The sequence below is a fragment of the Pseudooceanicola sp. HF7 genome (assembly GCF_011806405.1).
Lineage (GTDB): Bacteria > Pseudomonadota > Alphaproteobacteria > Rhodobacterales > Rhodobacteraceae > Pseudooceanicola.
This window is the reverse complement of record NZ_JAATOW010000011.1, coordinates 42,336-64,112: the sequence shown is the minus strand read 5'-3', so window position 1 is coordinate 64,112 and position 21,777 is coordinate 42,336. Positions and strand designations below refer to the sequence as shown.

16 protein-coding genes and 1 pseudogene are annotated in these 21,777 nt (G+C 62.2%); 3 read left to right on the top strand and 14 right to left on the bottom strand.

Going from position 1 to position 21,777, the window contains the following annotated elements:
* Nucleotides 1-27: 27 nt before the first annotated feature.
* The 7 genes from HCZ97_RS08530 to HCZ97_RS08500 all read right to left on the bottom strand — a co-directional run bounded on the left by HCZ97_RS08530 (nucleotide 28) and on the right by HCZ97_RS08500 (nucleotide 6,739).
* Nucleotides 28-969: a tripartite tricarboxylate transporter substrate binding protein gene (locus HCZ97_RS08530; RefSeq protein WP_167688278.1), complete on the bottom strand. Its 942-nt coding sequence runs from the start codon at nucleotides 967-969 to the stop codon at nucleotides 28-30.
* A complete protein-coding gene (locus HCZ97_RS08525) occupies nucleotides 966-2,006 on the bottom strand; it encodes an amidohydrolase family protein (protein ID WP_167688277.1) in 1,041 nt (346 codons plus the stop codon). Before HCZ97_RS08525 ends, HCZ97_RS08530 begins: the two co-directional genes overlap by 4 nt.
* Nucleotides 2,003-3,499 (bottom strand): tripartite tricarboxylate transporter permease, encoded by a 1,497-nt coding sequence (locus HCZ97_RS08520; protein ID WP_167688276.1) that lies wholly within the window; start codon nucleotides 3,497-3,499, stop codon nucleotides 2,003-2,005. Before HCZ97_RS08520 ends, HCZ97_RS08525 begins: the two co-directional genes overlap by 4 nt.
* 3 nt (nucleotides 3,500-3,502) lie before the next feature.
* Nucleotides 3,503-3,964, bottom strand: a complete 462-nt coding sequence (locus HCZ97_RS08515) for a tripartite tricarboxylate transporter TctB family protein (protein WP_167688275.1) — start codon at nucleotides 3,962-3,964, stop codon at nucleotides 3,503-3,505.
* Nucleotides 3,965-4,064: 100 nt separating this feature from the next.
* Nucleotides 4,065-5,018 (bottom strand): tripartite tricarboxylate transporter substrate binding protein, encoded by a 954-nt coding sequence (locus tag HCZ97_RS08510; protein ID WP_167688274.1) that lies wholly within the window; start codon nucleotides 5,016-5,018, stop codon nucleotides 4,065-4,067.
* Between the two features lie 27 nt (nucleotides 5,019-5,045).
* A complete protein-coding gene (locus tag HCZ97_RS08505) occupies nucleotides 5,046-5,732 on the bottom strand; it encodes an RraA family protein (protein ID WP_167688273.1) in 687 nt (228 codons plus the stop codon).
* Nucleotides 5,729-6,739: a hydroxyacid dehydrogenase gene (locus HCZ97_RS08500; RefSeq protein ID WP_167688272.1), complete on the bottom strand. Its 1,011-nt coding sequence runs from the start codon at nucleotides 6,737-6,739 to the stop codon at nucleotides 5,729-5,731. The genes HCZ97_RS08505 and HCZ97_RS08500 overlap by 4 nt, the downstream gene beginning before the upstream one ends.
* 188 nt (nucleotides 6,740-6,927) lie before the next feature.
* Here HCZ97_RS08500 and HCZ97_RS08495 point away from each other — a divergent pair, with 188 nt between their 5' ends.
* On the top strand, nucleotides 6,928-7,824 hold the full coding sequence (locus HCZ97_RS08495; protein ID WP_167688271.1) for a LysR family transcriptional regulator: 897 nt from the start codon (nucleotides 6,928-6,930) through the stop codon (nucleotides 7,822-7,824).
* A 341-nt stretch (nucleotides 7,825-8,165) separates the two neighbouring features.
* On the opposite strand, the gene HCZ97_RS08490 is transcribed toward HCZ97_RS08495, so the two are convergent.
* Both HCZ97_RS08490 and HCZ97_RS08485 read right to left on the bottom strand, forming a co-directional pair.
* Nucleotides 8,166-10,472 (bottom strand): FdhF/YdeP family oxidoreductase, encoded by a 2,307-nt coding sequence (locus HCZ97_RS08490; protein WP_167688270.1) that lies wholly within the window; start codon nucleotides 10,470-10,472, stop codon nucleotides 8,166-8,168.
* Nucleotides 10,473-10,646: 174 nt separating this feature from the next.
* Nucleotides 10,647-11,447 carry a helix-turn-helix domain-containing protein gene (locus HCZ97_RS08485; RefSeq protein ID WP_167688269.1) on the bottom strand — a complete coding sequence of 267 codons (801 nt, stop codon included), beginning with the start codon at nucleotides 11,445-11,447 and terminating at the stop codon, nucleotides 10,647-10,649.
* Nucleotides 11,448-11,648: 201 nt separating this feature from the next.
* Between HCZ97_RS08485 and HCZ97_RS08480 the strand changes: the two genes are divergently transcribed.
* The gene (locus HCZ97_RS08480; RefSeq protein ID WP_167688268.1) at nucleotides 11,649-12,059 is read left to right on the top strand and encodes a hypothetical protein; all 411 of its coding nucleotides are present in this window, start codon (nucleotides 11,649-11,651) and stop codon (nucleotides 12,057-12,059) included.
* Nucleotides 12,060-12,406: 347 nt separating this feature from the next.
* Here HCZ97_RS08480 and HCZ97_RS08475 read toward each other — a convergent pair whose 3' ends face one another.
* Both HCZ97_RS08475 and HCZ97_RS08470 read right to left on the bottom strand, forming a co-directional pair.
* Nucleotides 12,407-13,648, bottom strand: coding sequence for an MFS transporter (locus tag HCZ97_RS08475; protein ID WP_167688267.1), 1,242 nt, complete (start codon nucleotides 13,646-13,648; stop codon nucleotides 12,407-12,409).
* Nucleotides 13,649-13,691: 43 nt separating this feature from the next.
* A complete protein-coding gene (locus HCZ97_RS08470; RefSeq protein ID WP_167688266.1) occupies nucleotides 13,692-13,958 on the bottom strand; it encodes a hypothetical protein in 267 nt (88 codons plus the stop codon).
* Nucleotides 13,959-14,157: 199 nt separating this feature from the next.
* Between HCZ97_RS08470 and HCZ97_RS20445 the strand changes: the two are divergent.
* A pseudogene (locus tag HCZ97_RS20445) lies at nucleotides 14,158-15,038 on the top strand (IS5 family transposase); the annotation flags it as partial.
* A 379-nt stretch (nucleotides 15,039-15,417) separates the two neighbouring features.
* Here HCZ97_RS20445 and HCZ97_RS08455 read toward each other — a convergent pair.
* The 3 genes from HCZ97_RS08455 to HCZ97_RS08445 form a co-directional block, all read right to left on the bottom strand.
* Nucleotides 15,418-16,569: a calcium:proton antiporter gene (locus tag HCZ97_RS08455; protein WP_217701753.1), complete on the bottom strand. Its 1,152-nt coding sequence runs from the start codon at nucleotides 16,567-16,569 to the stop codon at nucleotides 15,418-15,420.
* A 28-nt stretch (nucleotides 16,570-16,597) separates the two neighbouring features.
* On the bottom strand, nucleotides 16,598-18,241 hold the full coding sequence (locus HCZ97_RS20815) for a mechanosensitive ion channel domain-containing protein (RefSeq protein ID WP_217701752.1): 1,644 nt from the start codon (nucleotides 18,239-18,241) through the stop codon (nucleotides 16,598-16,600).
* Between the two features lie 1,007 nt (nucleotides 18,242-19,248).
* The gene (locus HCZ97_RS08445) at nucleotides 19,249-21,540 is read right to left on the bottom strand and encodes an adenosylcobalamin-dependent ribonucleoside-diphosphate reductase (protein WP_167688262.1); all 2,292 of its coding nucleotides are present in this window, start codon (nucleotides 21,538-21,540) and stop codon (nucleotides 19,249-19,251) included.
* Between the last annotated feature and the right edge of the window lie 237 nt (nucleotides 21,541-21,777).

The window sequence follows — 21,777 nt, the reverse complement described above, 5'->3', positions numbered from 1 at the left end:
CAGTGGGGTCTTTCTGGTGCAGCGGTCTTACTTCCAGGGCGTTTCGGCCCAGATTTGGGCCGCGATACCGTCCTGCTTGGCGGCGGTTTCCGCGAAATCATCGCCTGCCATGAAAGCGATCGGGTTGCCCTGCTCGGCCATCATCGCCTGGAAGTCGGGGTTCTCGTTGACGGCGCTCAGCGCGCGAAGCAGCTGCTCTGTCGTCGCTTCGTCAAGCCCAGCGGGGGCGACGATGCCGCGCAGGGACGACATCTGCACGTCATAGCCCAGTTCCTTTGCGGTCGGCACATCCGGGCGGAAGGCAGAGCGTTCGTCGGCCAGCACCGCCAGCACGCGCAGATCATCGGGGAAGTTCGAGGTCTGGCCCAGCGTCATGGTTCCTGCGGCCACATGGCCCCCCATGATCGCGGTGCGCGCGTTCGATGCACCCTTGAACGGCACCAGCGTGAATTCCGCGCCGCTTGCCTCCTGCATCATGTTGGCGGCGAAATGGTCGTTGCCGCCAAGGCTCGACAGCCCCAGCGTGATCGCGCCGGGATCAGCCTTCGCCGCGTCCAGAAGCTCACCCAGCGTCTCGAACTTGGACGTGGCGGCGACGGTGATCGTGTTCGGATCTTCAACGAAATTCGCGAGGTAGGTGAAGCTGTCCAGATCGTAATCCGCCGCGCGGTCCTTGGTCAGGGCAAGGGCCGCAGGCAGGTTAAAGGTGCCCAGCGTGTAGCCATCGGGCGCGGCCTCGGAAACCTCGGTAAAGCCGATCTGGCCACCGGCGCCGGGCATGTTCTTGACCACGACGGATGCGCCATCGCCCAGTTCCTGTTCAAGGAATTGCGCCACGGTGCGCGCCATCACGTCGGTGCCGCCACCGGCGGAATAGCCGACGACCACCTCGACCGGCTTGTCGGGGTATTCGGCGAATGCAGCGGTGGCCGTGAGGGCCAGCGCAAGCGCGGTAAGGGGTGTTTTCATGACGGTATCCTCCCAGTGTCATGTGCGAAAATCTGGTCGCCGATGCCGTAGGTCCGCGCCGCGCTGCGCCAGAACAGGTCATCGCGTTCGCCCCGGCTCAGCCGAGCGGCAAGGCACTTGAAAGCGTTCCACAGCGTCCGATAGCCGACCTGCCCCTTGTCCACGGGGAAGTTGCTTTCGAACATGGCGCGGTTCGGCCCGAAGAGGTCGAGACATGTCTCGACCCAAGGGCGCCAATCCTGCGCCAGTGTCTCGGAATGCGGTGGCAGCGCCGCGTCTGCGTAGCGCCAGCCAAAGACGCCCAGGCCGAAGCCACCGATCTTGATGCGCGTGTTGGGCAGCGCGGCGACAGGGGCCAGCGCGTCGCGCCAGGCGCGGAAATTCTCTGTGTCGAAGCGGTCGTGCGGGCCAACGCCAAGCGGGCCGCCGCAGTGGTCGACGATGACGGTCAGCTCCGGCACGGCCTCGGCCAGGGCGCGGACCTCGTCCAGTTGCGTCTGGTAGGCCCAGACGTCGAGCGTCAGACCATAGGTGGCCAGCGCCCGGGCGCCGTCGATAAAGGCGCTTGTCTGCAAAAGGCCAGCAGGAGGAGGGTTGGGATTGGAGCGCACGGCCGGATCTGTGTGCCAGGCGGTGGTGTTGCGGATCCCGACCACCCTGCCCTGCCCCGCCTCGGTCAGCGAGTCGAGCACCGGGCGCACGGCGTCGCCCAGTTGCAGGTCCGCCATGGCGACGATGCCCGCCGGAAACCGATCCTGCCCGCGCGTCCAGTCCAGCACGGTTTCGACCTCGCCCACCGGGCGCAAGCTTTCGGGGCCGTGGTCGCGATAGCCGGTGCGGCATTGAACATAAAGGCTCGCCAGCACGTCATGGCCCGCGCCAACATCCGCCATCAGCTCCTTGGCCCGGTAGCACCCTTCGGGCCGGTCCCAGAGGTGGTGATGGCAGTCGAAGATCGGCTGCTCCGGGGCAAGAGTCTCCTCCTGCCCCAGGGCCAGCCAATCCTCGCGGACCTTATGATGCGGACTCGCGATCACGCTTTCTTGCGGCTGTCGATGAAACGCTTCTTCAGCGTCGGGCCGACAACCACGGCGACGGTCAGCGCCACGAGGATCAGGCTGGTGGTGTTCTGGAACAGCACCATCGGATCACCGCGTCCGATCCGCAGCGCAAGGCGCAGGTTCTCTTCCGCGAAACCGCCCAAGATCAGGCCCAGCACGACGGGGGGAAGCGGGAACTTGAGCCTGTCCATTACCCAGCCGATCGCACCGAAGCCAAGCATCAGGTAGACGTCGAACATGCGGCCATGGATCGAATAGACGCCGATCAGCATGAGCACGATGATCACCGACCCCAGAAGCGGCCGCGGCAGGTTCAGCAGGCGGGCGAAGCTGTTGGTTGCCAGCGAGCCGCCCAGCAGTACCAGAAGGATCGCGCCGAACAGGAACTGCCACATGAAGCCGAAGACGATGTCCGGGTTGTCGCGGAACAGCATCGGCCCCGGTTGCAGGCCATGCACCAGCAGGCCGCCCAGCATGACCGCCGCAACGGCGGTGCCCGGGATGCCCAGCGTCAGCGCGGGGATCAGCGCCGATGCGGTGTCGGCGTTGTTGGCGACCTCGGCGGCGGCAACGCCCTCGGGTTCGCCCTCGCCCCATTTCTCGGGGTTCTTCGAGGTGCGGCGCGCCTCGTTGTAGGACATGAAGGCCGCCATGGAGCCGCCCGCGCCGGGCAGGATACCGATCCAGATACCAAGGAGAGAGCCGCGCAGCCAGGTCTTCCAGTACTTCATACGCGGCAGCGCCTTCCAGATCGGCTCGGTCCCCAGCTTGGAGCTGTTGACACCATCGGTCTTGAGCGGCGTTTCCAGCAGGTCGATCACCGGCGGCAGCGCATAAAGGCCGACCAGCAGGATCACGATGTTGATGCCGTCGAGCATTTCGAGCTGGCCAAAGGTGAAGCGGTCGTTGCCATAGATCGGGTCAGAGCCGATCACCGACACGAAGACCCCGAAACAGGCCGAGATCAGGCCTTTGATCGGGTTGCCGCCCAGTAGGAAGATGATCGAGGCTAGGCCGAAGACCGCAACCCAGAACACCTCGGACGGGCCGAACAGCAGGGTCACCTTGGACAGCGGCGGCGCCAGCAGCATCAGCGCAAAGGCCGAGGCGATACCGCCGATGGAGGAGGACACGACCGCGACCTGCAGGGCGAAACCGCCCTCGCCCTTCTGGGCCATCGGGTAGCCGTCAAAGGTGGTGGCGACGGCGGCAGGCGTGCCGGGGATGCGCAGAAGCACGGCGGGAATGGCGCCGCCGTACATCGCACCGTTATAGATGCCCGCCATCAGGCCAAGCGCAACAAGCGGCTCAAGCCCGAAGGTGAAGGGAACAAGGACGGAGATCGCCATGGTGGCCGAGAGGCCCGGCATGGCGCCGACGACGATGCCCGCGATCACGCCGATCACGACAGCAGCAAAGTTCGTCCAGGCGAAGACATCCGGCAGGGCATGGAGAAGATCAGAATACATGGTTCAACGCCCCCAGAAACGGCCAGTGGGGAAGTCCTGAGACATCCCGTAATCGAAGATCGCCCAGATGGTGCCGACGACGATCACGGTCGCGAGCAGCAGGCCCAATGGGCTGCGATAGCCGAAGGTCCAGGCGACCAGCGGGATCGTAATTGCGGTGCTGACGTAGAAGCCGACGAAATCGCAGGCTAGCGCGTAGCTGACGATCATCAGGAAGGCCCCAATCACCCGCTTGGGCGCTTTGGTCATGGGCTCGGCGTCTTCGCCGGCGCTGGCCTTGCGCTGATCGGCAAGCAACAGGATCACCGACAGCACGATCAGGCCGATCAGCATGGCGGCAGGCAGCAGCGCGGAAATCGCGCGCAGATCATAGGTGGGAACAAGGAACCCGGCAGCGACCAAGATGATTCCGACCGCAGTCAGGGTCTCGGGCCTTGTCAGGCGGGATTTACGGCTCTCGGTCATGAGATTGCCTTCGGTATGAGGGATGAGATGTCTGAGGGGCGATGCCCTCAGGGACTGGGCAGCGTGAGGGAGGAAGACTCCCCCCTCACGCGTGTTGGCCTCAGTTCCAGGGCGTGGTTTGCCACACGCCGTTGGCGAGGTCATAGAGATCGGACGTGAGCTGCTTGAACTCCTCGCCGGTCACAACTTCGACCGGGTTGGCGGTCGCGGCCATGGCGTCAAGGAATTCCTGATCGTCAGACAGCTGCGAGAAGGCCTCGATCAGCTTGGCTTGCACGTCTTCAGGCAGGCCGGCAGGCGCGATGAAGCCACGCATGGAGCCGTTCACCAGGTCAAGGCCCTGCTCCTTGAAGGTCGGCAGGTCGGGAGCGAATTGCGAACGCTCATTGGTGGCGACGCCCAGGACGTTCAGCTGGTCCTGGAATTCCGCCACTTCCGAGATGTTCAGGATACCCATGGCGACATGGCCGCCAAGCAGCGCGGTACGTGCCGGTGCAGAACCCTTGAACGGGACGATGGTGAACTCCGTATCGGTCGCCTTCTCAAGCTTGATCAGCGCGAAGTGGTCATCGCCACCCAGGCTCGACATGCCGACGGTGATCGCCAGGGGATTGGCCTTGGCCTCTTCCAGAAGCTTGTCCAGCGTATCCAGCCCGCTGGCCTTGGAGGTCACGATGACGTTGGGATCGTTCACCACGTTGGCCAGGTAGGTAAAGCTGTCGCGGTCGTACTCCGCCTCGCGGTCGATGGTACGCGCCATCATGCCCGGCAGGTTGAAGGTGCCCAGGGTGTAGCCATCCGGGTCGGCATTGGCCGCCTCGGTGACGCCGATCTGGCCGGAGGCACCGGGCATGTTCTTGACGACAAGGCTTGCGCCGTCGCCAAGGTACTTCTCGATGAAGGGCGCGGCGGTGCGCGCCATGACATCGGTGCCGCCGCCGGCAGAATACCCGACGATCACCTGGATGGGCTTTTCGGGATACTCGGCCAGCGCCGCCCCTGCGGACAGGATCATCGCACCTGCGATGGCGGTTTTCTTGAAGATATTAAGCATGTTACTCCTCCGTTTCATGCGGGTATTTCAGTCTTCGGGCAGGGCACAGCCACGCTCTTTCAGGGCGCGGTCGACCCAGGTCCGGTCGTTTGTGCCGGCTTCGATGTCTGCCATTTGTTTAATTTCTTTCGCAGACTTGTCCTGAGTAGCTTTCAGGATCGTCTCGGCTCCGTCAATCGGCACGCAGAGCACACCGTCGCTGTCGCCGATGACGATATCGCCGGGGTTGATCACCATGCCGTCGATTGCGATGGGCACGTTCACCTCTCCGGGGCCGTCCTTGTAGGGGCCGCGATGGGTGACGCCCGCCGCCCAGGTGGGCAGGTTGGTTTCGCGGAAATTGTCGAGGTCGCGGATCGCGCCGTCAATGACGAAACCGACGACGCCCTTCTTGATCGCATAGGCCAGCATCAGCTCGCCCATAAGCGCGTTGTCCAGCGCCCCGCCCGCATCGACGACGATCACGTCGCCGGGCACCGCCCGATCGATGGCCGCGTGCAGCATCAGGTTGTCGCCGGGACGCGCCTTTACGGTGAGCGCAACGCCCGCCATGCCGCCGGATGTGTGCATCGGGCGCAGGCGCGAACCGGCAGCGGTCATGCGCGACATGCTGTCAGAGACGTTGGCGACGGGCAGCTTGGCGAACTCGGCGACGATCTCAGGATCAGCGACGCGGTCGCGTTTGAGGATACGGAACCCGGTGGTCATGGTCATTTCTCCATATTGGCCGGCTCGGACTGTGCGGCGGCCAGCAATTTTCGGTTGATGATGCGTTCGGGGGCGACGGGTTTGCCGTCCAGGATCTGGAAGATCCCGCGCACCGCATCGACGCCGACACGCGCCCCGGCCTGACGGGTGACGCCGCCGATATGCGGGGTCAGCACGATTTCCGGCACGGCGAAAAACGGATGGTCGGCGGCGGGCGGCTCGACCGCGAAAGTGTCGAGGCCCGCGCCTGCAAGATGTCCGCTCTGGATCGCGGCGACCAGCGCCTCCTCGTCGATCAGCCCGCCACGGGCGGTGTTGATCACGTAGGCGCCTTTCGGCATCTTCGCGATACTTTCGGCGTTCAGAAGGCCGCGCGTCTGTTCGGTCAGCGGGCAATGCAGCGACAGGATGTCGGAGCCGGCCAAGAGGTCCTCGACCGTCTCGCAGCGGGTGACGCCCAGCTCTTCAAAGGCATTGTCGGGGGCATATGGGTCATAGCCCAGCAGGTGCAGCCCCAGCCCCTTGGCCATGCGGCCCGTCGCCTGTGCAATCGCGCCCATGCCCATCAGGCCCATGGTCGAATCGGCAATCTCATGCCCGGAAAAGCCCGGCTTTTCCCACCGCCCGGCCCGCAGGCCAGCATCCAGTGGCAGGATACGCTTGACCGTCGCCAGCAGCAGCGCGATGGCATGCTCGGCCACGGACACGGCGTTGGCTCCGGTCGCGACCAGCACCGGGATGCCCCGATCGGCAGCGGCCTGGATGTCGATATTATCAACCCCGACACCGTGCTTCGAAATCACCTTGAGCTGCGGCGCCGCGTCCATGACGGCGGCGTCCAGGCGGCCCATGCGCGATACGATCCCCTCGGCGCCGGTCTGCTGGAGATAGTCGGAAATCACCGCGCTGTCGGCATAGGGCGGGGTATGCACCGTCTGGTAACCGCGGTCCGCCACCAGCTGGGCGGCGGACGGATCAAGGTCGGGTCCCGTTACCAGGATTGTCTTGCTCATCGCACATGTCTCCATAGCGTCCCGAAGCCTCGGGGCGCGCCATTTCGTGTCTCTGTTTTTCAATTGGCCCACAGCGGTCTCCCGAACCGGCTATGGGTGTCCTCCTTGGGTGGATATCGTAACGCCAAGAATGGCTTCACAAAAGCGCGTAATTCTGGTTATTAGATTTAGGAAAACTGGATCAGACCATGGACACGCGGCAACTCAAGACCCTTCTGGCCATTCAATCCCACGGCACCTTCGCCCAGGCGGCAGACGTTGTCGGCCTGACACCCTCGGCCGTCAGCCAGCAGGTGCACGCGCTGGAAGATGAGCTGCGCGTGACCATCTTCGACCGCACCAAGCGACCGCCCCGGATCACGCCGGAAGGGCTCCAGGTCATTGAAATGGCCGGGGATATCCTGCGCCGCGCCGAGGATGCCAAGGCCAGCCTGCGCGGCGACCAGATCGCCGGGACGTTGATGCTGGGGTCTGTCCGCTCAAGCGCGCTGAACCTGCTGCCGCGCGCCATGGTGCAGATGCGCGGTAGCTATCCGGACCTTAAGCCAAGCTTGCGAGTTTCCTTGTCCTCGAACCTTATCGCGGACGTGGCCGGCGGACGGCTGGACGCTGCTATCGTCGCGGAACACCTCGGGATTCCCAGCACCTTGCGCTGGAGCCCCTTCCTGCGTGAACCGCTTTGGCTGATCGTGCCGCGCGGCATGGAAGCGAGCGACCCGATCGAATTGTTGAACACGCGGCCCTATATCCGTTTCCGAAGCGCCGTGCCGCTGGCCAACCTGATCGATACGGAGCTGTCCCGTCTGGGCGTCGTCACCAATGACGTGGCCGAAATCGACACCATCGGATCGATCGTCACGGGCGTGCGGCAAGGTCTGGGCATCTCGGTCGTGCCGCATGTTGCCCTGCAGGAACCCGAAGATCTGAACATCATGCGCCTGGCCTTTGGCGTTCCGCAGGTGACCCGCCAGATCGGCATCGTCGAAAGGACCGCGGCGCCGCGTGCGGAAATCATCGCCCTTCTGCACGCAGTCCTCGCGGACCTCTGCGGCGACTACGGCGTGGTCAGGCCCACACGATCCTGACCGTGTCCACGTTTCCGATTGCCGCACCGAAACGCCGGGCCACGGTTTCCTTGAAAGCGTCAATTGACAGAACGCCTCAGCACGGCTTCACAAATCTCCAAACCTCTCCACGTGAATGCCATCACGTTTGACTGAAGTTGGTCGCGACCTCAATTGGCCGCAAACGTCGATCCGATCGCCCTCATGCCCAGCTCCGTTCCGGGCAGGAATCTTCCTCCAGATAAGATGAGGCCACACACATCGACAAGCCCGCCCCCTCTGCCTGACACGCTGGTTTCAGCGCCGGTCACCACCAGCGCCTGGGATACCTGCTCCGGCGTCGGCTCCCGTTCCTCGCGCCGTCAGGACAGCACTTCTACCGGCGTGCCCTTATAGGCGGGTGTGGCGGAGTTCTTCTCGTGGTAGGCCAAGGGGATAAGCGGATTGAGTTCCGGGTAATAGCCCGCCACGCAGCCCGGCGGCAGGTCATAGGGGGTCACCGTCAGCCCGTCGACACGCCGCGCCACCCCGTCGTCGATGGCGCAGGACAGGGACACCACCTGCCCTTCCTCGAAACCAAGACGGGCGATCTCGTCACGGTTCATCAGCAGCACCATGCGACACCCTTCAAGACCGCGCAGCCGGTCCGAGTATCCGTAGATCGTCGTGTTGAACTGATCGTTGGAGCGCAACGTGATCAGCGTCATCTGCCGCGCGCCCGGGGCCTGCCCCAGGGCCGACAACGTCGTGGGGGCGGTGAACTGCGCCTTGCCGCTTTCGGTCTCCCACTTGCGGTCGCGCACCGGGTTGCCGCGATAAAGCCCACCCGGCTCGAACATGCGTTCATTGAAATTGGCGAAGTCACCGGGGAAGCAGGCCGCGATCAGATCGCGAATGCGGTCGTAATTCTCAACCCAGCCGTCCCAGTCGAGCTTGGGGTTCGGGTCGAGCGTCGCCTGGGCCAAGCGCGCGACAATGGCGGTTTCCGACAGAACGTGCTGCGACGGCGGCTTTGCCTGCCCGACGGAGGCCGAGACGTGAGAGAGTGAATCCTCCATCGTCACCACCTGCGGACCGGAGGCCTGGATGTCTTCGTCGGTACGTCCAAGACATGGCAGCAGGTAGCTCTCTTGTCCCGGAACCAGATGCGAGCGGTTGAGCTTCGTTGCGATATGCACGGTGAGAGGCAGGGAGGGCCAGGCCTCCTCCATCCGCTGCCGGTCGGGGAGCGCGCGGATGAGGTTGCCCCCCAGAGAGACCATCGCCTTGACCGATCCGTCCAACACGCCCTCGCAGGCGTGAACCGCGTTCAGGCCGTTTTCGGTCGGCGCCTCGATCCCGAAAAGGGTGCGCAGCTTGTCCGCAGGCATGTGCGCGGACTTCTCACCGATGCCCACGGTGCGCTGCCCCTGCACGTTGGAATGGCCCCTTACCGGCGAGATCCCCGCGCCTTTCTTGCCCATGTTTCCGCGCATCATCAGAAGGTTGCACAGCATCCCGAGGTTTAGCCACCCGTTCACGTGCTGGGTCAGCCCCATCCCGTAGATGCCGATGGCCCGGTCCGCAGATAGGTAGATATCGGCCGCCTCCTCGATCATCGCGCGGGTCAGGCCGGACTGCTGCTCGATCTCCTCCCAGGACGCGGCGCACACCGCCGAAACGGTCTCGTCAAAGCCCTCGGTCTCGGCCGCGATGAAGTCATGGTCAAGCACGGTGCCGGGCGCGGAGTCCTCGGCCGCCAGTACGCATTTCATCAAGCCCGCCAGCACCGCGATGTCGCCGCCGGGCCTAACCTGGTAGTAGCGTTCCGAGATCTGCGTCGACTTGCCCGTCACCATCTGGAGCGGGTCCTGCGGATCGATGAATTCCACCAGACCGCGCTCGCGCAGCGGGTTGAACGTCACGATGCGACAGCCGCGCTTCACGGCCGCCTTCAACTGGTGCAGGAAGCGCGGGCTGTTCGTGCCGGTGTTCTGCCCGAAGAAGAAGATCGCATCGCAATGTTCGAAATCCTCCAGCGTGCAGGTGCCGACGGGCGTGCCGATGAAGGTCTTGAGGTTCACCGAGGTGGTCTCGTGACACATGTTTGAGGATTGCGGCAGGTTCTGATGCCCCATGGCGCGGGCGAAGAGCGCATAGAGGAACGATGCCTCCAGCCCCGCATGCCCCGAGGCGTAAAACACCGCCTCCTTGGGATCCATGGCGCGCAGGGCCTTGCCGATCCCAGCAAAGGCCTCCTCCCAGCTGACAGCAACATAGCGGTCCCGCGCCGTATCATAGCGCATCGGTTCGGTCAGACGGCCCGAGGACTCGAGGTCGTGATCATGCCATGTCTTCAGCTCGGAAACCGTATGATCGGCCATGAACTCAGCGCCGACCTTCTTGCGGTCGAGTTCCCAAAGCGTCGCCTTCGCCCCGTTTTCGCAGAACTCGAAGGTCGCCGGTTCCGCCGGCTTGGCCCAGGCGCAGGAGCTGCACATTACCCCCCTGGGCTTATTCAGATCGCCAAGAATCTTCAAAGCCACAGCCGAGGGCTTCTCGGAAAAGATATGCGCCACGCTCCTGAGCGAGCCCCAGCCCCCGGTCGCATGGTCATAAAACGGCGTCTCGCGATCCTGTCGGGTGGCAGAGTGTTCGCCGTCGGGGCGCTCCGAGGGATGATCGGTCATGACAGGAACTTTCGTTTTGAAATAATTTCTATTTGCCTAACGGATCTCACGCCGCGCGGTTCCCATGACTTCTCAAATGGTATCCCGAACGTCAATCTTCTGGGCGCGGGCCAGGCCGGAGCATATGCCAAGCCGTGATTGCCGACGACACTCGGTAGGTCCTATCGCCCCGCCCTATCGCAAACGACTTCGCTCAAGCAGATAGCGGCTTGGCGGTTTGCCGACCATCTTTCGAAACATGGTCACGAAACTGCTGGCGCTTTCATAGCCAAGATCGATGGCGACGGTCTGAACCGACTGACCAGCGCTCAGCCGCCGCAAGGCAAGCACGATATGCAACTGCCGGCGCCAACGGCCGAAGCTCATGCCCAGCTCGTCGGCCAACAGACGGCTCAGGCTGCGCTCGCTGAGCGCGACACGGGACGCCCACTCCGCGACGCTCGCATGATCCGCAGGCGCCGCGATCAACAGGTCGGTAAGCTTCTTCAGACGCGGATCGCCAGGAATGGGCAGGCAGAGGTCCTCGACCGGCGCCGCAGCCAACTCATCGAAGAGAACGGAGACGATCCGGCCATCCGGACCGTCGACGTCATAGAGGTCCGGCAGAGCGTTCGCCCGCATCAGCAACTCACGGAAAAACCGCGACACCGTGATCGTGCAGCAGTCTTTCGGCAGGTTCGGGGCTTCGGGAGGATCAATGAACAGAGAGAGGCACTCCACCTCGCCAGAGCCGAAAACGGAATGCGGCAGCCCGGCGGGAATCCACACGGCGCATTGTGGCGGTACGATCCAGACTGCGCCATCGACCTCGCAATTGACGACGCCACGCACCGTAAAAAGCAGTTGCGCCTTCTGATGGTGATGCCGGGGCGATTGCTCCAGCGCGTCAAGGGTGGCGACCGCATTGGCTGCCACCAGCGCACGCGGGATCTCATCGACATAGGCGAGCCACTCACGACGGGCGTCCAGATCCATCTCAGACCTCTGGTTTATCAGATCAGGCCGGATTGAAACATATTGTGGCTGGATTGCGCAATGACGCCATGCGCCGGCAGGCCTATTGCTGTGAGGCGCGCGATCGACCCGGCGATGCTCGTCCTCGGCTGTCGCGCTTATCTTCATGTGGCGGCACATTCGCCCGTCCTGAAGCCATCCATTCTCGTCAGGAGACGGCCCATGCCCTTGGATATCACGAACTTCCCGCTTGTCTGGATGAGCTATGACGAAGCGCCCGATCACGACCATGACGCGGATTTCGCGGCGTTGGAGCTTTGCCTGAAGCGCGGCGCCCCCTTCGTGATCCTGAGCGACAATGCTCCGACAGAAGAGGAAGACCACGACCACAGCCAGGAGGAAAAGAAGCGCACCACGCTTTGGATGAAGAAGCACAAGGCCGAGCTGCGGACGCTAGTGCTGGCGATGATCGTGATTGAGCCGAGCGGCGCCAAGCGCCTGGCCTTCAAGACTCTCGGCGCGGTCTTCTCCAAGTTCTGGGGCTTTCCGTTGAGGATTGCAGTCACTCGCACAGAGGCGATGGATGTCGCCAAGAACCTGCTGTCAGAGGGCATGGCGTCTGCAACATCCTGACGAACAGCTGATTGGGCCCAGCGAAGACAGTGTCTGGAAGCTTGCAGGTTTCACGCAAGCTTAGGTCGTTCGGGCGATGGGACAGCTGTTGTGTCCAGCGCTCTCGCGCACGGTCCGCCGGTGGAGAGTCGCACCGATAATGGTTGTCTGCTTTGCGCTTGGTGAACGGACAGACAACTTGATCCCGCGCTGGATACCCAGCCGTATACTCGTGCCTGCAGAAAAGATCGCTTTTATCACTGTTCAGCGCTCGAAACCCGAGGTTTGGACTAGTTGAGACAGCTGAAATTCTCGCCGCTCGCCGCACTCGCTTAAGATGCTGTGGCGCGAAGAAAAGCGGGGGCTCATTATACTGTCTTATCCATATGATCTTGATGTCTCTTTTCTTTCAGAGCCAGTGCCATGGCCGAACTGGCGAGCAGGCTGAGCGGGATCATCGACAACGCAATTCCGAACACGCCGCCGGTCATGTCGATTATCATTCCGGTAAGTGGCTGAAAGATCAGCGCTCCCCCAATGCCGATCATGTTGGTGAAGGCGATCACGGTTCCGCTAACGTCTTTTGCCTGCCCCTCTTTCACCATTGCAAAGGTGAGCATTTGAGCGCCGCCCATCAAGCCACCCATGAAAAGCATCGTTGAAATGAAGACGGGCGATACGCTTCCAGAGTAGATGGCCACGCTGTAAAAAACGGCCGCGAGGGTGGCATTGGATGCGACGATCCATTTTCGGTGCCCGATACGGTCGGACACCCACCCCGCCGCCATCGAACCCACCGCCATGCCCCAGAAAATCATGGAAACCGCGGTCTCTGCATTCACGGCCGTCAGCCTGTGATCGGTTGTCAGTTCGGCTTCGCCCCAGAGGCCCCCAAAGACATTCACCGGCATGTAGTAGAGCGCTCCGAGGATGGCGATCCACCACACACGCTTTTCCCGAACGACGCGCTTGAGTGGCGCCAAAAAAGGCAGGGTTTCGGCTGTCAGATCCTCTGCATCCTGCAACAGGAAAACCGCGGCAAGAAACAGGACGACACCGGCTGCGGCGCTGGCGAAGAACACGGTGCGCCACCCCACGACCTCGATGATGCCCGTGAGCGCGACAGCTCCGATCGCTGTTCCCAGCATCCCGATTGCATTGACAGCACCGGAAAGCACGGCAAACCGAGATGGGGCGAACCAGTGGTTCACCACGTACAAGGCGCTCACGAAAGCGAAGGATGCGCCAAGGCCCGTGAGGAACCGTCCGAGGCCTGCGAGGAACAGGTTCGACGTAGCGGCAAAGAGCGCGACACCCGCCGACAAGACCACGATGGCGGGCAAGACAAACCGGCGTGGCCCGTAACGATCCAGGACCAGCCCTACGACAAGCTGCATCGGGGCATAGATCCAGAAGAATACGCTCGACAACGTGCCGAAACCGCCATTGGTCAGACCAAACCAACCGGCGATTTCGCCAGATGCCAGCGACGGTTCAATCCGTGCAACGAACTCGAACAGGAAGAAGATGGAGACGATGGCGAACGCGCTCCAGGCGCCGCGCCGTATCGCCTTGTTCGAACTGGAGGTCCGGGCAGGTTGCTCTGTCATGTCCGATCTTCAGCTGTGCCGACACACGGCTCCGGACGCACCGTCAGATGCGCCGGAAGAGGATGATATTGCCGTCGGAATTCAGGGTGCAGCGGAAGCGTTGGCCAGCCGCGCCGACTTCGTAGTTCTGAGTCCCGAAGATATCGGTGTTGAGCGGACGAGCCACCGTCTCTTCGAAGCCCACGGACATCGTGGCAACAGCGCGTTCCCGGCAGGAAAAGGCTGACGGATCTTCGATCAGGGCTTCGGTTTCGGCCTCGGTGCAGGCGAAAAGCACGACAGGAAGAGCGAGAAAAGGCAGGCAGCGCATAACGGGATCTCCGGTTTTTGAACGTTCCTGCGAGAAGATTGGCAGCAAATGATTGCGCTGGCAATTAAATCAATAGGGCTAAAAGGTCAGTGTTCCAGCCCTACTTCGGCCCAACTTGAGAGGACCCGGACTGCTAGGCTCAGGACCCATTGATTTGAGCCGAAGGGCATTATTCACCGCACGCAAATCGAGCGGTAGTATGTCTGATCTCTTCTGGCTGAGCGATGCGCAGATGGCGCGTCTAGGGCCCTAATTCCCGAAGTCCCATGGCAAGCCGCGCGTTGATGATCGGCGCGTGTTGAGTGGGATTATCTTCATAAATCCTAACGGCTTGCGGTGCGCGATGCCTCTGCCGCATACGGCCCCCACAAGACGCTCTACAATCGTTCGAAGCGGTGGAGGTGAGTGGCTGAACGCCATCGGTCCGAGAGAAGCCACGAACAGGGCATCTTCGCGAAGATGATGGCGGGACTGGTTGCCGAGCACGGCCAGAAGAAGACCGTAATGATCGACGTGAGCAGGCGAACGCCATGCGCTCGAGTGAGCCTGCGCAATTACCTGAAGGCTCACCGCACGGCGTCCAGTCTGGGTGTCAAAAAGGGGGGCGCGGTCGCCTGACCGGACGAACCAAGGGGGTTGAGGGATTAGGAAACGGAACACGAAATTGCACGCCATCTGCGACATCCAGGGACGTCCACTCAACCTGTTCGTCACTACCGGGCAGGTGAGCGACTACATCGGTGCGCGGGCTCTTTGCGACAGACTGCCGGATGTTGATTGGCTGCTCGGCGGTCGCGGCTACGACGCCGACTGGTTTCGGGAAGCGTTGCAAGACAAGGGGATACCCGCCTGCATCCCCGGCCGGAAACAACGGAAGACGCCGGTGAAATACGACAAGCGCCGATACAAGCGGCGCAACCGCCCCTCTCGTGACATTGCTCCGCAATGCACTGCCGGGCAGCGATCGAGATCATGTTCGGCAGGCTCAAGGACTGGCGGCGGGTGGCCACGCGATACGACAGGTGCCCCAAGGTCTTCCTCTCGGCCATCGCTCTCGCCGCTATCGTCATCTACTGGCTATGGGTCTTGAGCCTAGCAACTGAAACCCGCATGCCAAGCCGCGCACCAAGGTCGGCACTGTGAAGAAAGCACCCTTTGCAAAGTCTGGGCCGCCGGGCGTCGCTGGGCGTTAAGAACGGCTTAGTGTAGACCTCTAACTCCGGCCCAGTCAGGTGCAGCGCGTCCAGCCAAAGCTACCGTTTGCCGAGTTTCCGGTTGCAAGTTGCGGTCGGAGGTTTGCTATCCGGGACTAAGCGGCCATCCGGCGTGCCCAAGCAATGACAGCTTCGGGGCCGCTATCAGCGGTGCCGCCTTTGGGCTGACGCTGCCATAAACGGACACTGAAAATATAGTAGCCCCGTCCCAAAAGTAAGTTCATGGAAGGGTCGTCGTTTTGGCATTACGATTGAAAAAGCAACAGGATGAAGGCCATGAATAGCAGCAGATGAACAGCGCCTTGCATAAGGTTTGTTCGCCTACTGGAGAATGTAATGATGCAGGCGGCCAGCATCGTGATGAGAAGCACCATCTGTGTCGGCGAAAGGCCGAGGTTAAGATCCAGCCCGAGCATGCTTGCGACGACCAGCATCACTGGCACCGTCAGACCGATCGTGGCCAGAACAGACCCGAGAAAGATGTTGATTGAGCTCTGAAGGCGGTTAGAAAGTGCCGATTTGACGCCGCCGACCCCTTCGGGCGTGGCGACAAGGATGGCCATGATCACGCCGCCTAATGCCTGTGGCGCATGTAGGGTCTCGATCACGTAGTCGATCGGAGTCGCCAACTTCTCCACAAGGTAGACCACGGGCACAATGTAGACAATCAGCATAAGGAGGTGGCGCAGAAGCGAAGACTGGTCGTCCGATGCGCCATGCTCACCGCTCTCTCGGTTTTCTTCCGGCGTCGAAAAGTACGCCCGGTGGCGCCCGGTCTGTAGCGCCAGAAACACCACGAAGAGGCCCGCCGACATTGCGCCAACCATGACTTTCTGCATGGTCGACAGGGTCGGCCCGGTGGTCGTGGTGGTGACGTCTGGCAGGATCAGCGTGAAGACCGCTAGCGGGACGATGACTCCGATATAGGCGTTTGCGCCCTGCAAGTTATACTCCTGCTCCTTATAGCGGAGCGCGCCGAGCAAAAGCGCGGTGCCGATCATCCCACCGAGGACGATCATAATCACAGAGAAGAGTGTGTCGCGAACGAGATCGGGATTGTTCTCACCGTGCAACATCACGGCGGTGATGCTGCAGACCTCGATCCCTGTGATCGATAGCGTCAGAACAAGGGTGCCGAACGGCTCACCCAGACGCTCTGCTATGGCCTCTGCATGACGCACGACCCCGATTGCCGTGCCCATGACGACGAAGAAGAGCACGGAAAGAATCCCGATGAGGCCGAACGGCATCTGTACCAGCGGCGAGATGGCCTCGTCGAAGAGGGCAAAGACCAGAACGGTCGCCAGGGTGACGGCCAGAAACCACTCCTGCGCCCAGGGACTGCGTCGGGCACTTGGGGCGGAGCTGGATGAGGGCGGTGGCTGCGTGGCTGACAAGGGGGCCTCCTCTGGCACTGCGATATGCTCAGCTTTCCACGATGTCACCGTCGTTCAGGACGACGTTGCTCTTTTTCAGCATGTCACGCAGCGCGAGCAGAAGCTCTTGCCGCATGTCGAGGAAATCCGTCCAGTTCGCAATCAGAGACTGTGCTTGTACTTCCAATCTCAGGGCATCCGTTGGCATTTCGCGCAACAGAACACGAACGCTGTCTTTCTGGATGCGATGATCGTCGCGGAGTTTCGCGGCGACCTCGTTGATCGTCTGAAGCAAATGCGATCCGCCGGCATCGGGACGCATGTCGAATTCGAATTGAAGCTGATTGCCGTCCCGCCTTGAGAAATTGGTGATCGACATCTCGGCAAAGTCGGAATTCTGCACGGTGATCAAGGTCCGGTCGATCGCGCGGATTTTTGTCGATCGCAAACCGATCGCTTCCACGGTGCCCTGGACCCCGCCGAACTTGCACATTTCACCGACTGCGACAGGGCGGTCCGCGTAGAGGATCAACCCGCCGATGAAGTTCTCCAGAGTGGGGCGGACGGCAAGGGCCAATGCCAGACCACCAACCCCAAGGCTGGCGACGACACCGTAGAGCGGCATGCCCAGCCGCGTGGCGACGGTGGCAAGAATGAACCCGGCCAGGATGATACCTACCACGCGTATCGCCAGCCTGAGAAGACTTGCGTCCAGACCCGCGCGCCGGCTGCCGGGCACGGTCTGCACCATCCGCGCCAGACTACTGAAGATCAGTATGACTAGAGAGGCCAGCGTCGCCCCCTTCAGCACAAGCACAGTCACCTCGATCGCGGCCTGAAGCTGACCGGTCGTATTGATCATCTCATCATTCACCCACTCATAGGCCCACAGAAGAAGCACGACGACCAGAAGCGCTATGGCGCGAGGCAAATGCGAGCCCCTTGCCGAACGCCCGAAGACCCGCAGGAGGAGGATCGCGCTCGCCCCGAAAAGAATGAGCGTCAGGCTGCCGAAAGCCAGCCACTGCCAGGCTGCCTGTCCAGCGTAGTCGCGCAGGAACGCGGGCGGCAGGCGTGTCAGGTAGCTGTAAAGCTCGATGGGGGCCGAAAGCCCCGGGCCGAGGGTGAATGTTCTGTAAAAGTCGATCTCGCTGCCAGTCCGCTGAGGCAGATAACGCACGCGATCGTAGAACTCTGGCAAGCGCTCAACGGTGTCCGACGAAAACTTGTAGCGCAGGCTTCCGTTGGCATCCGGCAAGCCGACCATGCGGATCTCGGTTCCTGGCAGGGTCCAGCTCGGCTGGTCACTGTTGGGCCCGGATTCAACGTTCAGCGGCACCTCGGAGATATCGGGCACATCGATGCGCTTCAGTATCTCGTTCAGGAGCAAAACGGCATCCAGCCCGACGGTCCGGCGGCTTTCGGGCGCGACGTCGGAAAGATCTAGGGTCTGCGCCGCCGCCATCAGTTCTCTCATTCCCGCGGCCTTGAGCGCTTTGACCTCAGCGGTGTCGAAAAAGGCGTCATTATTCGAGGCTACATCGATTGCCTCCAGGATAGAGCCGACCGCGTTTTGAGACAGGGCTTCAAAACTGCCGAACGCCGCGCGCGGGCTGTCGAGCGGCAGCGGGGCCAGGGGCGAATTCGTCGGGGCGCTCGGAATATCGGCTTCGGCTTCCGACCCAATCTGCACTGATTGAGCATTCGCGAAACCTGCGCAGCACACTCCAACCATGATCACAAGAACAAGCTGCCAGAGCCACTGTCTCAGAGATCGGGGGGGCAACCGGGACAGCGATAAAGCACTCATTTCTAACTCTTTCTAAGTCATATGTCCGTGATCGACACTAATATATCAGTGAAAAAGGTCCAGCGCGAAGTAGCTGTCAGCTCCGTCCGCAAACTGGCCGCTTTGAGAAAAATGTTTTCGATATGTTTGCGGCTGACGGCCACAGGTTTTCAAGCTCAGCGAACGTCCGATCGCCGCCCTTCGAGGACAGATCATCATGCAGCGCAGGACGTGAGCGGTGACTATGACCCCTTGAAGCAGACCATTCGCTCCCAAGAGCGATGACGCTTCGTGTATTCGTAGCTGGTGTTGAGCCCAGCACCCCAGGAAGCCCCCTGGAGGCGTCACTCAGGTCTGATCTCACGCTGGTGGCGGACAAGAAGGATGACCAGTCTTCGGCCGGAAATCACCTTCTGGCGCTTTTGATGGATGAGGCCCCGTTCGACCGGGTCGATGTCAACGTCGTCTCCCCAGACGCGAGCAAGGGTGTCGGCGTAGACATCTGTTGCTGTGACGGGCACCTGTCAATTTCTCCGCCGCTGATATCGGCTGAGGATCGTAGCGACAGCATGCGTCGGCTTCATGGTCTTCATCGGAGTTCCCACCGTTTCCAAGCGACCTCGTGTCCAGGGGCTCACCATCGCAAGCCACCCCCACTGGACCATGCCCAGGCTCATACAGGGAGAGCACAACGGCCCTCCGCAAGATCCGCACCTTCACGCCACGAACCGCGCATCCCCTTCATACGCGAAAGGCGCCGGAGCGTCTGCCCCGGCGCCTCTATCACCGTCCTTCAGAGAGTAGCCCAGGGGCACCAGGCGGTACGTTTCACCCTTGACACCCCTTGCGCAGACTTATGCTTTCGTTTGCGCATTCATCTGCTTTCTCTGACTACTACAGCCTAAGCCCCCTCACCCGCATTTGCTGTGTCCGCAGCTGGTGCAGGTCATGCAGCCTTCGACCATCTGCAGGGAATACTGGCCACAGCTCGGGCAGGCCTTGCCGCGGTTCATGGCGGTGCCGCCGGAGCCGCTTTCTTCCAGGCCCACGACCTTGGCCGCCGGGTCCTCCTTCAGGCCGCGGCCCTCGCCTTCCATGAAGCCGGTGGCCACCATGTGGCGCTCGATCACGCCGCCGATGGCTGCCAGGATCGACGGGATGTACTTGCCCTGGATCCAGGCCCCACCGCGCGGATCGAAGACCGCCTTCAGCTCTTCCACCACGAAGCTCACGTCACCCCCGCGCCGGAACACGGCCGAGACCATCCGCGTCAGCGCCACGGTCCAGGCGTAATGCTCCATGTTCTTGGAGTTTATGAAGACCTCGAAGGGCCGGCGATGACCGCCGATGACGATGTCGTTGATGGTGATGTAGATCGCGTGCTCGCTGTCAGGCCATTTCAGCTTGTAGGTATTGCCCTCAAGCGCCTGCGGACGGTCCAGCGGATCGGCCATGTAGACGATCTCGCCGCCCTCTTCCGGCATCGCGGGCTTGGCCTCTTCCTTGGTCTCCTCGACCGACAGGACGGACCCGGTGATGTCGTTCGGGCGGTAGGTCGTGCAGCCCTTGCAGCCCGTGTCCCAGGCTTCCATGTAGACTTCCTTGAAGTCCTCGAAGCTGATGTCCTCGGGGCAGTTGATCGTCTTCGAGATGGAGCTGTCGATCCACTTCTGCGCCGCCGCCTGCATCTTGACGTGCTCCAGCGGGGCCAGGGTCTGGGCGTTGACGAAGTACTCCGGAAGCGGCGCGTCGCCCTTCAGGTCCTTCCACATCTTCACCGCGTAATCGACGACCTTCTCTTCGGTGCGCGAGCCATCCTTCTGAAGCACCTTGCGGGTGTATTCATAGGCAAAGACCGGCTCGATGCCGGAGCTGACGTTGCCCGCGAACAGGCTGATCGTGCCCGTGGGCGCGATGGAGGTCAGCAGGGCATTGCGGATGCCGTGTTCGGCGACGGCCTCGCGCACGTCCTCGTCCATGGTCTGCATGGTGCCGGAGGCGAGGTAGGCCTCCTTGTCGAACAGCGGGAAGGCGCCCTTTTCCTTGGCCAGGTCGACAGAGGCCAGGTAGGAGCTGCGCGCGATGGCCCGCAGCCAGGCTTCGGTCTGTTCGGCGGCCTCATCCGAGCCGTAGCGCAGGCCCAGCATCAGCAGGGCGTCTGCCAGCCCGGTGACGCCCAGGCCGATGCGGCGCTTGGCCTCGGCCTCGCGCGCCTGGGCTTCCAGCGGGAAGCCAGAAGCATCGACGGTATTGTCCATCATGCGGATCGCCATGCGCACCAGCTTGTCCAGCGCCTCCAGGTTCAGCTCCGCATCCTCTCCGAAAGGATCGGTGACCAGCCGCGCCAGGTTGACCGACCCCAGCAGGCAGGCGCCATAGGGCGGCAGGGGCTGTTCGCCACAGGGGTTGGTGGCCGCGATCGTCTCACAGTAGTTCAGGTTGTTGGCCTTGTTGATGCGGTCGATGAAGATCACGCCCGGCTCGGCGTAATCATAGGTCGCCTGCATGATCTTGTTCCACAGCTCGCGCGCGGGCAGCGTGTGATAGACCTTGCCTTCAAAGACCAGATCCCAGGAGCCATCGGCCTTGACCGCTTCCATGAAGGGATCGGTGACCAGCACGGACATGTTGAACATGCGCAGGCGGGCGGGATCGCTTTTTGCCTCGATGAACTTCTCGATATCGGGGTGATCGCAGCGCATGGTCGCCATCATCGCGCCGCGGCGCGAACCGGCGGACATGATCGTGCGGCACATGGCGTCCCAGACATCCATGAAGCTGAGCGGACCAGAGGCGTCGGCCGCCACGCCCTTCACATCCGCGCCACGCGGCCGGATGGTGGAGAAATCATAGCCGATCCCCCCGCCCTGCTGCATGGTCAGCGCGGCCTCTTTCAGCATGTCGAAGATGCCGGCCATGCTGTCGGGGATCGTGCCCATGACGAAGCAGTTGAACAGGGTCACACGGCGGCCGGTCCCGGCGCCGGCGGTGATCCGCCCGGCGGGCAGGAACTTGAAATCCTCCAGCGCGCCGTAGAACTCGTTTTCCCAGTGATCCGCGTCCTCCTCGACCGAGGCCAGGGCGCGTGCGATTCGCCTCCAGCTATCCTCGACAGAGCGGTCGACGGGGGTCCCATCTGCCTCCTTGAGGCGGTATTTCATATCCCAGACTTGTTCGGCAATCGGGGCGGCAAAACGGGTCATCGGTGTTCCTTTGGCAGAAGGGGCTGGTGCGGTGTCTCGTGCGGAGTCTAACGGCGGACCGCCACGGTTTCACCCCCTAGCGCAGCTGTCCTAATGGACAGGTGATCGGGATGGGCTTGCAGCGGCGGTGTGACAGGCTATCTTCCTAGGCAAGTTGCTTTCAGGGTGCAATGGGCGAAAAGGACACCACATCTTGTGTTGCGTTCCTTTTGCCACACACTCTGTCGCGCAGATCTC